The following is a 12,755-nucleotide window of genomic DNA, read 5'->3' as shown; positions in this document are numbered from 1 at the left end:
GTGTTGATACTAGTCATGAGTAAACCCAGCAAAAAACAAGGTAATCTAGATTTTCAGCATCGAGTCTAATTATATAAATACATTTGTAGGGGTGCAGCCATTGCCTGCACCCCTACAAAAAGAAGTATATAGGACTAATATTTGATTTCTGAAAAAACTCAGTACAACTAAGAAGCCTTCTTGACTGTTGCCTGTTGCCTATTCCCTATTGCCTGCCTACGCAAATTAGTTCAGAAATCAAAGCGGATTCCTATAGTCTATTTATGAATAGTCTCCCGCTCTTTATCAGCAGGTTCCTTATCTTTGAATAAGTCAGCGGCTGTTAGGAGTAACTCTCTTAAAGTCTGTTTGATTTGGCGCTCTTTTCTTGCTAGAGATGTACCAGCTTCACCCAGTTTATCTTCTAGCTGCGATCGCTTTTCTCCTACCTGTACAGCTACAGACTCAGCTTGGGGACGAGCTTTATCATACCAGTGTTTAGCCTCGTCTAGATAATCTTGAACCTCCATATTACGTCCGCCATAGCGTGCAGCCATATTAGCTCGGACAATGGCTAGCTGCGCTTGCAGTTGCGCGTAACGTTTCTTTAACAATCCTACTTCTTCACTATCTTTAATGGCATTGACAGCAGAATCAATTGCAGTTTTGGTACTAGCTGGTTTTTCCTTACCCGTCTCTTCAATTTCTGCCAAAATTACATCAACCTCTTGCTGGAGTTGTTCTTCTTCACCATCCAGTTGAGCTTGTAGCCGCTTGATATCTGTCTGAGTTTGAGCAATGCTTTCGTGCCTTTTGCTATTAATCCCTTCCAGCGCTCCTTCAATGGAAGCTGTTACTTCATCTTTGAGTTCGCTACCTTTTTCTTGGAAGTTTTCAATGACAGCAGAGACTGCATCTTTAACAATGCTACGAACTTCACTAGAACCTTGTTTAAACTCAGAGGATACTTGAGCAACTGCGGATTTGACAATTTCTCGAATTCGCTCAGTTCTTAATTGTCCAGTTTCTTTAGCTTGTTGCAGGTCTGCTTGAATTTGTTGTTTGATATTGTTAGGCATTTTCAACTCTTGGAGTTTAACTAATTGGGATAAAAGTTTCTAGAAGTGTTCCTACATCCACATTATGGCGTAGCCCGATCAGGCTTGGCACTGCCTTTAGATAGAAAATTGCAATCCCAAAGAGGTGATGTGTAAGATGTTGCCCATTTGTGAGATGATGAATATTTAGTGGTAGTAATTCATAGGAAAATATGTGGCGAGTAAATATTACTTGTTCGGGCGATGCCTGGAAGATTTATGGTGTTGAATTTAAAGCGATCGCAGAGAAATATCAAGGTGAATTAATTGGCTCCAAAAAAATGCCAGATGGTACGCGGATCATGTCTTATAAAATTGAGGATGTTAGCGATGCAGAAGCTTTTCAAGAAGATTGTGTAAATTTTGCTGGATTTACAACAGATTTTGAATCCCTCTAGTATTGGTTCTTACACTTAATACTTGCAACCAGTATGTCAAAATCGGGAGAAATTAATTGAAAAAGTTACTCAGATTAGTATTAGTAACAATTTTGTTATTAATCAGTACTTTTACTTTGCCAGCTAGTGCAGCAGATACAGTTAACGGTGAACAAATATTTAGTATTCATTGTGCTGGTTGTCATATTAACGGCAGCAACATAATTCGCCGAGGTAAAAATCTCAAAAAGCAAGCCCTGAAAAAGTATGGGATGGATTCAATCGAGGCTGTTACATCCATAGTAACCAATGGTAAAAATAATATGTCAGCTTACAAAGAGCGTCTCACTGAACAGCAAATTCAAGAGGTTTCTGCTTATGTTCTCGAACAAGCTGAAAAAGGCTGGCGTTAAAAATTACAGACGCGATTAATCGCGTCTGTAAGTTAGAAGTTAGGAATTATGAATTATCAGTTATGATTTATCTATTAGTAACTCTTAAGTCCTGCCATTCCTACTTTTCACTCATAAATTGAAAATGAACTTACCCGCAGCTAGCCGTCTCCAATTCACTCCTGATTTGAACATCTGCCGCATATTAAATGGGATGTGGCAAGTCTCCGGCGCACACGGAGGGATCAATCCCAATGCCGCCATTGAGACTATGTTCAAATATTTAGATGCAGGCTTTACCACTTGGGATTTAGCAGACCATTATGGCCCCGCAGAAGACTTTATTGGTGAGTTTCGCTGCCAACTAATTGATACTCGTGGTAAAGATGCTTTATCTCAGGTGCAAGCCTTTACGAAATGGGTACCTCGTCCAGGCAAAATGACGAAAAAACTGGTTGAGGAAAATATTGATATTTCCCTGAGAAGGATGAATGTGGAATCGTTAGATTTGATGCAATTTCACTGGTGGGAATATCAGGATAAAAATTATCTGGATGCCCTTAAATATATGGCGGAACTTCAGACTGAAGGTAAAATTAAGCATCTAGGTTTAACTAATTTTGATACTGAAAACTTGAAGATTATTACTGAAGCAGGTATCAAAATTGTTTCTAACCAAGTGCAATTTTCCCTAGTTGATCGCCGTCCTGAAGTTAATATGGTGGAGTTTTGCCAACAGCATGGCATAAAGCTTTTTACTTACGGTACAGTGTGTGGCGGTTTGTTATCAGAAAACTATTTGGGGAAACCGGAACCGCGAGGATTTGATCTCTCCACTGCTAGTTTGAAAAAATATAAAAATATGATCGATGCTTGGGGTGGTTGGCAATTATTTCAAGAATTGCTAGCTATCCTCAAAGAAATTGCTAATAAACATGGTGTAAGCATTTCCAACGTGGCAGTGCGTTATATTTTAGATCAGCCAACGGTGGGCGGTGTGATAGTTGGTGCAAGACTTGGTGTCTCTGAACATATAGAAGATAACGCCAAAGTATTTAGTTTTAGTTTAGATGCAGACGATCGCGATCGCATCAATGCAGTATCTCGCCAATCACGCGATTTGTACCAGCTTATTGGCGATTGTGGCGACGAATATCGGCGATAAGCATTAAGAGGATGTTTGAAAAGTTTTGGGCGAATATAATTCGCTACTACACAGGCTAAGTCTAGGCTGTTGATTTTGGCTATTTTTTTGGGAATTACCGAAAAATTATTTGTGCTGGTTTTTGCTTGTGTGAAAGCGCCCGCAACAGCCATCTTTACGCCAAAATAAAAAACACAATTTCTGCATGAAGTCTTGTGGGCTAAAAGGTACAGAGTCAACAGCCTAGTCATAGCCCGTCTGTACAGTTATATTTCATAAATCGAGTTTTATCAGGTCTATTCTTTTCGTAATGGCTTTATCAATTCATTTGAGTATCGTCAGCGAACAACATCAAATCGCGCACTCATTATGGATTTTTATGAGTCAAGCGGACTACGCACACCCCAATCACCAAGTCTGTATAGTATCTGACTAGCAGGGTGATAGTCGTAAAAATTCTGGATATCAGGGTTAATTATACGGAAATTTTCTATATTGTTTCCTTAAATGGGGTCTGTTCTGTATAAGGAAAAAGTTTGTATATTGCCAAAAAAGAAATATTACAGATAAAATTTTTATATTTATATATTTATGAATTTATGACAAATTAAGTAAATAAACAGAGCAGTTCTGGTATATTTTCGGTATGCGAAAAAAAATTCTGTATGTTATGAAATGTAAGCTATATGCTTATATGCAATTGTAGTAATAATTAAATATTGAACAGTATATTCTGATGTATAATTCATGAGTGAAACAGAACTAACGATAGATGCATTACGTGAAGAAGTTAGAAATAAAGTTAAAAGTGAACTTTGTATAAGTGTTTTTCAATATCTTCAAAAAGCAGACACGGAATCTATAATAGTTTACTTAATCGGAATAAGTCTCACCCCCATTCTAGACAAATATTCCACGCAAGTTGATGAAGCCAAAGCTTTGATAAAAACAATTTGGCCGTCAAAATATTCCTTGTTTGAAGAGTATTTGATAGAGAAAATAGATCAAACTCAATTGTCTTTATCTATTCAAATACTTTTGGATAATAAGGATGAGAAAGTAGCCACAAAGCTATTTGAGAATCTCTTGATTTTTGTAGAAATAATACCCACTGTGGAGGAACTATTTCATGATCGTGAATGGTTCCTATGGCAAATACATCATGAATTGAAGAAATTGCATAAATCTGGGAAACTTCAACAGCTTGAAGTGACAATTGCCTCAGAACAATTTTCTTCTCCTAAGATGTTGAGAGGAGATTTACATGTCAGAGTATCTGCATCTAAATCAACAATTGTTGCGGGGCAAGAGTTTTCAACTTTTGTGGTAATCAGCAATCCATTTGAGGTTCCAATTATACTCTATTCAGTTGAGTCTCAAATTCCAATAGAAATTGTAGATATAGTAGAGAAACAGCGTCGTCGCTATGATTTGATGAAGGAGAATTTAATAAATCAGGAACGAAAGAATAGTTTTGTAAGCATTATAAGCCGTTTAACTGTAGTTCAATGGAGAATTAATTTGAGACTTTACAGTGAGCCTGACAATCGAATTGCTGAAGCTGTATCTACCTCGGAAGTAGACAGATTCAGAAAAACTGTAGGAAGTAATGTCGTCGGTAAACCAATTGAGAGGTATCAAACTATTGATATTAGAATAGATAGTGCTTCACCTAAACATATAGATAGTATACTTCGACGATTTGAGTTTTCTAAGAGAGGTTTAACCCCTATAGTTCTACAGCCAGGTGATTCAGTTGTAAAGCAATTCATTTTCCGAACACGTTCTTGGTTATTTTTCACTCCGCTTGCTCATAAGCTACAAATTCAAGTAAATTATGCGGTGGATGATCGTGATCATCTGTATACTTTACCTTTCGACCTAACCATACAAGCAGAAATTAAAGCGGTTATGACTGGTGCTGTTGTGGGTAGTGCAATTGGAGGAATTGCTAGATTGCTTAGTGATATCAAATCAAATGTAGTCATAGTTTCTCAAAATGCAGGATTCTTGAGTATTCTTCTGGCTATAATTCTTAGTGCTATTACAGTAGTTTCTTTTGCTAGAAAAAATGGCGTTCAACAAATTGTCTCTGTTGAAGACTTTTGGGGTGGGCTATTCCTTGGATTTCTAATAGGTTTTTTGGGACAGGAATTCGCTTTAAACCTCATCACTCCAAATCCAGCAGAGAGTGCTTCGTTTATACCGTCAATCCATACTTAACTGTTCTTTATATGATGTTCGGCGATGCATGACACGCAAGTTTCCGTATGGGATTCTTTACACGATTGAGCAAGACTATATTCTTGTCCTAGCAGTGATGCATTGTAGTCGAGAAGCTGGATACTGGAAAAGTCGTAGATAATCGCAGTTCCCAGCAGGCGAACACTATGCCGCACCAGAACCTACCAAAATGGTAGGTTGAGTCGCAAACAAAGATTTTTAGCAATGCATCACTTGTTATACCAAGTTTTTCGCCACTGCTGCATTTGCTTAATCTCTGTATTTTGTGCCTTGATAATTTCTTGGGCTAATTGCTTGACTTCAGGGCGCTTAGATTTACTCAAGACATCTTTTGCCATTGTTACAGCGCCTTCATGGTGAGGAATCATCGCATTGATAAAGCGCAGATCAAATTCAGCATCAGCTGCACCTAAGTCTTGACTCATCATCATGGCTTGCATTTGGTCAGACGACATCTCCATCATGTGACCCATTTGACTGTTATAAGCCATTGGTTTATCTCCGGCGCTGGGATACCAAGCTTGTCGCCACTGCTTCATCTGAGTGATTTCTTGGTTTTGCGATTTGATGATATCGTCTGCTAATTTTTTAATTTCAGGGCGTTTTGATTTCTGCTGCGCTTCTTTAGCCATTTCCACAGCCCCTTGATGATGCAATATCATAGCGTCGATAAACCGTAAATCAAAGTTAGCATCGGCTGGGCCTAAATCCATTCCCATACTGTGATTCATGCCACCACCGTGGTTCATCATCTGCTTGTCATTAGCATTGCTGGTGGTTGCTTCTGGCGCTTGGCTTTGGTTCTGGGAAGCAGTACTAGCGCAGCCTGTGATTAACCCACCGCCTGAAGCGATCGCACTCAAGGTTAACGCCAAAAAGCCATTCCTCAAAGATAGCAGTTGCATAAGTCTCACCTAACAGTTTCCTAATTCTATATTGACAGCCAGAAATGAAATTAGGATGAATCTAAAGATCCCCGACTTTTTGAGGTGTCGGGGATCTGGTTGTTTATTTATCACTCAAAATTGTGTACGCTTCATTAACTAAGTGCATTTTCTCTTGTGCTTGTTTTTGCAGTTGCGGCTGATTCACAAACAAATCTGGATGCCATTTTTTTACTAAAGTTCGATAAGCCTGTTTTACCTCAGCTAGAGATGCATTTGCTTGCAATCCTAAAATACTGTAGGCGCGAGTAATTTTATCTTTTTGTGTCTGTGTTTTAGGTTGGTTGGGTGCTTCGTTGCTTTGAGTTGTATTTTGCTGTTTACCAGTTTTAAAACCAGGCGATCGCATCTCTGCTTTCATTCGCGCTATTTCTTCATTAAGTTCCCAATCACGAAATTTCGCCTCCACCTCTTCTTTCCGTGGAGAGGGAGGAGTTTTTGGCGGTGGTGGTGGAGAAACAGATTCTACCCTTGTCCTAGTATTCTTAGTAGTATTTTCCTGTTGTCGCTTAACACCAGGATCTTTTTCAGGGGAAATTTGAACTCTATTTGGCTGTGGCGAATATTTTCTCTTGGTGTTGCTGTATTTGGGTATTTCTTTATAAGGTTGATGATTTGAGAGGATATTGACTTTTTCTAACTCTCGTAATAACTGATTAAAACCGTTTTGTAACTGCTGCAAATTTTCCCGTTTATTAGTAATTTCTAGTGGTTCTTGACTGACTTCAAAGCAAATTACTTTATCGGCTTTCTGTTCATATTCAGTCAAAATTGATAACGCTTGACTGCTGAAGTTAGATAAATAGTCTTCAATTGCGGTTATACAAAGTTTAGCAACATCCTGATGATAAGAGTCCTTTGCTAATTGTTCGTCTTGTTTTTGGATATTCTTGTTTAACAAATAAGAAATACTCCCGACGACAGCAGCACCCACCGGGCCGCCTAACAACCAACCAATACCACCACCAACCGCGATGGAACCAGGTTCACTTAAATCATCAGTACTGCTTGGCTTTGGGGGTAGTATTACTTGTGGTTCGCTAGGAAAGGGAATTAATAAATCTTGTGGCCGTTCTTCTTGAAAAAACTCGTAAGCTTGATAAAGCCATTTCACCGCAGCCAATTGCAATTGGGTGAGGTCTTTTTTAAGAGTATTTGTTTGCCAAACTTTAAAGTTATTTTCTGCCAATGCAACTGCCGCATCAGCTTGATATTTTGTCAGGAGCTTGGGTAATGCTAGCCAGTTGCGTAACTCTCCTACGCTAGTAGTAAAACCTTTATAAATTAAGTTAGCTGCTTTTTGTTTAATTTCAATTTTGCTATTTTGTTTATCATCAAAGGATTTTATTTCAATAGCAATCGGGTCAATTTTAGCTTTTAATGAGAGTTGGATTTGAGAAGCGATCGCTTCCACTCTTGGCAAACGCACACTACCACGATTTGGTTGCAAAATCCCGACAATATTTTGCAAAGCTGTTTCAAATGCTGCTAACCCGCTACTATTGGCAGCAGCAACATCGCCTTTTAATCTGGCTCTTAAAGCAGGTAAAGCATCAACGCGATATAAATTACTAAAACCTGGAGGTAATTCGGCTCGAAAGCTTTCTGCAACAAACAGCAGGCGATTTTGCACCTGTTTTTGCTCGTCGGGTTCAAGTAAGTTCAGAAAATTGGCAACAAATATAACTGTTTTAATACCGCGATCTAATAACCAATCTCGTAAATTTTCCCGCTCACCCAAAGTCATTAGCTTACGTGCATCTAATAATTGGATAACTAAATCTGCACTTAATAATTGTTCTCGGACTAAATTATCTTGTTCATCTCTATCATTTGTTCCCGGTAAATCGAGAAATTCTACTCCTGTTTCCAAAAATGGATGTGGACAGAAAACTTCTACAGATGCTACATCTTTTCGCATCTGCCTATTGCCATCAAGAATTGCAAATTGCTGTAAGATTTCTGTACCACTGCGATAGATTTCTGTACCATCTAACAACATGATGCGAGTCCGCACATCAGAGCCATACTTGACAGTAATCGATGCGCCTGTAGTGGGAATTAAATCAATTGGTAAGGTGCGATTCCCTAACATGGCATTCAGTAAGGTAGACTTGCCATGATTAAAAGGCCCAAATACTGCAATCCGAAAGCTAGGATTAACCAGATGATTGCAGATGGTAATTATATCTTGATGTAGTTGCGATTTGCGTTCTAAATTCAGCAACGCAGATGCAGATTTTAGAGAATCTGCTAAATCCTTATAACCTTCATACTGTTGTTGCATAGTTCCCCTATTCCTCGTTCCCAGCTTCTAGCTGGGAATGCAATTCATTGAGGCTCCGCCTCATATTCTTATGGTTATTGGAGGCGGAGCCTCCCAGTAGGCATTCCCAGCTAGAAGCTGGGAACGAGAGTAATGAAATATATTAGCTATAGTAAGCTAATAAGTTGCTATATGCTGTCTCGATTTTTTGCAACTGAGCTATTACATCTTCCTGTAAATCTTTTAAACGTTTGAACTCACTCTCACGATTGATTTCACGAGTTTCTTTCTGCTTGACTAAATTATCTAATTCAGATTTGCGAGATACAATATCATCGTTAATCCGCTTACTTACTTCTCTTTCGTAAGAGTCAAAACACTCTTTCACGGCATTATATACAACCTGAGATTGCTCATGTGCTACTTGTGGTAGGTGTTTAACTAACTCTTTTTTTGCTGTTTTAACTAACTCTTTACGGGCTTGATCTGCTTGCAAAAATCCTACTCCTAAACCTAGTAGTGCAAACCCGATAGGGCCAAGCAAAACCCCTGTCACTGCTGTAATTATTCCACCAATACCAATTACAGTGAAGTAGTTTAACAAGATATTTTTCCAATCAAATCCAGCCCCCGCCATTGCGAAACCAGCAAGATTTCCCTTAGAGAGTGATAACAATCCCATTGCCCATTTTGCCCAGCCGGGAGAGTTATCTTCTTCAGTAGTAGTAGTGGTATTTACTTTGACGTTTTGTCCGGTGAGCTTTTCTGTTATTTCGTCTGTGATTTGACTGTAAGAAGCGCCATATTGTGCTGCTTTGCGAGAAAGTTCTTTAAAAGCTGCATTGATATCTTTTTCAGCAGTTAATGTCCAAGCAGCAGATTTGTCAGTTATATATTGCTCAAAGGCTTTTTGTAGTGCGGTATTAAATGCTTCTCGTTTACCACTACTGAGAAAATCAAACAGATTTAGTTCCGGCTGATAGCGTAAGAAATCGGTTTCAAAGGTGTTACCTAAGTTTAAAACGTAGCTACGAAAAGATTCAGAAATTGTTCTTGACTGAGTATCTCTTGTATTGATAATTTCTTTTTGGAATTCATCCCGAATACCTGTGAGTTTGTTAAACTCTGGTTCTACTGAATCAATCCGTTTTTTCAATTCATTGACATCTTGATCAAGTAATGGTATTCGTCTAGCAACTGCTTCGCGGGTATGATTGCAGGCAAGTCTTGCTAAGGTTCTGACTTGACGGAGTTCTGCGATCGCACGTTCTCTGGTAAGAAAAGTATTAAGCGCTTCCATAAACTTCGGAAAGCCAGTCCCCTCTAAATCAGCTTGGGGATTTTTCAAGCGTCGTCTGAGTGCTTGAATTGACGAAAGCTCAAACACGCGTTCGTCATAAATATTCTGACCTTCTACAGTACAATATTCTGCTAAATTCGCATTAAAGACTTGCCGTAATCTATTCTCAGATGCTTCTAATTCTTCGACATCATCAGGATCAATCAATGATTCCCGCACCTGATCCCAAGCATTAACTAAGAAGAAAACCGTCAATCCTCGACCTTTAATATAATTTTCTAGGTAGCGACGCTCACCCAAGGTACAAGGTTGAGAAGCTCTCATTACAAACAAAATTGCGTGGCAATTATTTACATAACCCAAAGACAATTCATTTCGCGCTTCTGTATCATTCAATCCTGGACTATCGACAATTTCAATTCCCTTTTCTAGTAGCGTTAATGGATACTCAACTACTGCATAATCTACATCTGGAAATGCTTGTTTTTTCTCCTGCTCCAGTTTTTTAGCTTCAGCCGGATCAATGGTATATTTATATTTAAAGTTCTGAAAATCTAGCTGTTGTGGACTTTTACCATCATTAAAATGAATGGTGACTTTCTTTTCTGGCCCATAGCGTAAAACTGTTAATACTGCGGTACAAGGATTAACATCACTCGGTAATAAATTTTCGCCAATTAAGGCATTAAGAAACGTGCTTTTTCCCCGTTTCATATCGCCCAAAACCAAAAGGCGAAATACACCTTGGCGGAGGTTTTTACTAGCTACTGTAATATCTTCAATATCTCGCTCTAAACTGAGTTTTCCTGATGAAGAATCACCAACTAACTCAGCTTTACTAATTGTTTCAGCCAGTTTACTCAAACATACAGAAATCTCAGAGCGTACTTGAGCAACACGCTCTAAATCTTGGATAAATCTGTCCGTTGCGACCTGCTCACTCATCATAGTTACACCTTTATTAAGAATTAGTTTTTTTAGATTCCAAAAATAATTTGTAAGACATCCACCCCAGCGCAGCAACAATAATAAACCCAGCTAATACTGCGGCTATTCTGACTGCAACTAGTGTTACTACACCAAGAGCAAACAACTTTCCACCCAGAATCACTTTTTGCATCCAAGGTTTCTGGGAATTTTCTGGCTGATGCTTCACAGTTTGATGAAAAGCTGCATCGGTAGTATGGAGCTTAGTTTCCATTTCTCGGAGTCGCAATTCAACTTCTCGTTCTCGTAGTAAACGTTCCCGGTGTTCAAGTTCTTTTTGGCGATCGCTTTCAGATGTCATCGGTGTCCACCTCATCTAAGACAATGAAATGATGTCAATATTCACTCGACAATCATGCAGTATACTAACTTACACAAATATTTTTTAACACCAGTGAAATTACTATTTTAATTTTCCTAGCCTACAAATCTAAAGCTGGAAGTTAGCTATCATAAAATACACTCGCTTTCCAGAAAATTGTTAGCGAAAATGACTATCACGGTTATCGTGACTTACGCATTGAGCGGAATCAATTTGAATAAATATCAATAGTATCTGGTTCTACTTGTCAGAAATGTTTTGCCAAATGCCTCATACTTCTGCAATTAAACTGGTTCAGAAAGTTGCTCATCGAGACGGCGAAACAAAAACACCCAAAGTGGTAGGGAACTATTAATCGCAATTAGTCGCACTAAATGACCAGTTGTGACAATTTCAACATTATGATTTAATGCCAGAGAAACCAGGATCATTTCTGCTGATCCTCCTGGGGCTGTGACTAGCAGACAGGTTAACCAGTCCCAAGAGGTTAATTGCATCGCAAGTATAGCAGCGATCGCTCCGGCGATGAGGGTCATGGCTACAGAGATTAAAGCATAGCCCACAGTCCGCTTCCTGAAGTTGGGTTTGTCTCCCCAATATTCACCAATAGTAATTCCCAGGAGCATTTGACCCAATAAGTTAATTAAAGGCGGCGGGCTAAAGCTAATATCACCCACAAAAGGCAGCCAATGTAGCAAAGGATTAAACCCAATACCAATCAACAATGCACCAAAGAAATCGCCTGCGGGAATTTTAAATAATATAGCTGGATAAACTACTAATCCAGTAATTACCAGTACTAACAACAGTAATTCTAGTTGAAATGGATCGAAATTAAGCCAAGCAGCTTTGATTGGGAGTGTTTGCGGATAGTAATTGCCAGCTGATGTCTTAGCGATGAAGGGAATTAGAACAACTACTGAGGTGACGCGAATTGCCTGAACTAGGGCAACCAAGCTAACATTTTTATTGTAATCGGCGGCGATCGCTGCCATAATTCCGACACCACCAGGAACGGTAGCCAGCATTGCTGTCATGAGGTTGGTTTTGGTGACGCGGGAGTAAATATAACCGATACAACTGCCACTCAGCAGTAGAAACAAGGTAAGAAAAATAAATACGGGAATACCAGAAGCAACACTAGCTAGATTACCGTGGGCATTGGAAGCGCCGACAGTTAAGCCTACAAGTGCCATTCCGACTTTTCTTGCAGTGCGGTTAGGTTGGGGAGAATATTGATAAAAAACTCGACACCCTTGAAGAACGACTGTACCAGCTGCAATCCCACCAAAGATCCAGGCAATCCTGCCAATTTGAAACTTGGCGAGGAGTAAACCCAGAGGTAATGCCAGAAGTATTTCCAAGACAAGGACAATTAGTTGCTTCGCAAATAGCTGTTGTTTGGTAACAATAGGATTTTCATGAGTGTGTTCTTCCAGGCTGGGAGCAACACTTAGGCTGTGATTCATCTATATAAGCTTTTTTATTAATTTAACTTATCTACTCAAGCTAATGCGATCGCACAAGATAATTAGAGTCTGTCAAGTCAAGTTTGCTAGGTTTGTAGTGAGCGCTTTAGCGTTCAAATCAAGGACTAAAGTCCTGACTACGAACTTCATTGATTCACCAAAGTTGCTTTGGTGGACTACTAGTAGTCTGTCCCATTAGTTATGAGTGGTTAGCGGTGGTCAGATCCCCGACTT

Annotated in this window: 11 protein-coding genes; 5 read left to right on the top strand and 6 right to left on the bottom strand. The window is 39.2% G+C overall.

Features of this window, described 5'->3' with window-relative positions:
• Positions 1–257: 257 nt before the first annotated feature.
• Positions 258–1,058 (bottom strand): histidine kinase, encoded by an 801-nt coding sequence (locus ABF638_RS24400; protein WP_435025512.1) that lies wholly within the window; start codon positions 1,056–1,058, stop codon positions 258–260.
• A gap of 191 nt (positions 1,059–1,249) precedes the next feature.
• Between ABF638_RS24400 and ABF638_RS24395 the strand changes: the two genes are divergently transcribed.
• The 5 genes from ABF638_RS24395 (at position 1,250) to ABF638_RS24375 (ending at position 5,354) form a co-directional block, all read left to right on the top strand.
• On the top strand, positions 1,250–1,474 hold the full coding sequence (locus ABF638_RS24395; protein ID WP_181928960.1) for a hypothetical protein: 225 nt from the start codon (positions 1,250–1,252) through the stop codon (positions 1,472–1,474).
• 56 nt (positions 1,475–1,530) lie between these two features.
• Complete coding sequence (gene petJ / locus ABF638_RS24390) at positions 1,531–1,866, top strand: cytochrome c6 PetJ (RefSeq protein WP_435025511.1); 336 nt, start codon at positions 1,531–1,533, stop codon at positions 1,864–1,866.
• Between the two features lie 124 nt (positions 1,867–1,990).
• The gene (locus ABF638_RS24385; RefSeq protein WP_435025510.1) at positions 1,991–3,010 is read left to right on the top strand and encodes an aldo/keto reductase; all 1,020 of its coding nucleotides are present in this window, start codon (positions 1,991–1,993) and stop codon (positions 3,008–3,010) included.
• A 726-nt stretch (positions 3,011–3,736) separates the two neighbouring features.
• Entirely contained in the window at positions 3,737–5,212 is a 1,476-nt protein-coding gene (locus ABF638_RS24380; protein WP_435025509.1) for a hypothetical protein, read from the top strand.
• Entirely contained in the window at positions 5,181–5,354 is a 174-nt protein-coding gene (locus ABF638_RS24375; RefSeq protein WP_435025508.1) for a hypothetical protein, read from the top strand. The genes ABF638_RS24380 and ABF638_RS24375 overlap by 32 nt, the downstream gene beginning before the upstream one ends.
• An 88-nt stretch (positions 5,355–5,442) precedes the next feature.
• Here the strand turns inward: ABF638_RS24375 and ABF638_RS24370 are convergent, their stop codons facing one another.
• The 5 genes from ABF638_RS24370 to ABF638_RS24350 form a co-directional block, all read right to left on the bottom strand.
• Entirely contained in the window at positions 5,443–6,138 is a 696-nt protein-coding gene (locus ABF638_RS24370) for a DUF305 domain-containing protein (protein WP_435025507.1), read from the bottom strand.
• A gap of 103 nt (positions 6,139–6,241) precedes the next feature.
• The gene (locus ABF638_RS24365) at positions 6,242–8,464 is read right to left on the bottom strand and encodes a dynamin family protein (RefSeq protein WP_435025506.1); all 2,223 of its coding nucleotides are present in this window, start codon (positions 8,462–8,464) and stop codon (positions 6,242–6,244) included.
• 142 nt (positions 8,465–8,606) lie between these two features.
• Complete coding sequence (locus tag ABF638_RS24360; RefSeq protein WP_435025524.1) at positions 8,607–10,688, bottom strand: dynamin family protein; 2,082 nt, start codon at positions 10,686–10,688, stop codon at positions 8,607–8,609.
• Positions 10,689–10,704: 16 nt separating this feature from the next.
• Positions 10,705–11,031: a DUF3040 domain-containing protein gene (locus ABF638_RS24355; protein WP_435025505.1), complete on the bottom strand. Its 327-nt coding sequence runs from the start codon at positions 11,029–11,031 to the stop codon at positions 10,705–10,707.
• 305 nt (positions 11,032–11,336) lie between these two features.
• Positions 11,337–12,521, bottom strand: coding sequence for an AbrB family transcriptional regulator (locus tag ABF638_RS24350; RefSeq protein ID WP_435025504.1), 1,185 nt, complete (start codon positions 12,519–12,521; stop codon positions 11,337–11,339).
• Between the last annotated feature and the right edge of the window lie 234 nt (positions 12,522–12,755).

The organism is Nostoc sp. CALU 1950, assembly GCF_051172895.1.
Classification (GTDB): Bacteria; Cyanobacteriota; Cyanobacteriia; order Cyanobacteriales; family Nostocaceae; genus Nostoc; species Nostoc edaphicum_A.
Note: the sequence above shows the minus strand (reverse complement) of the source record. Positions and strands in the feature narration are given on the sequence as shown.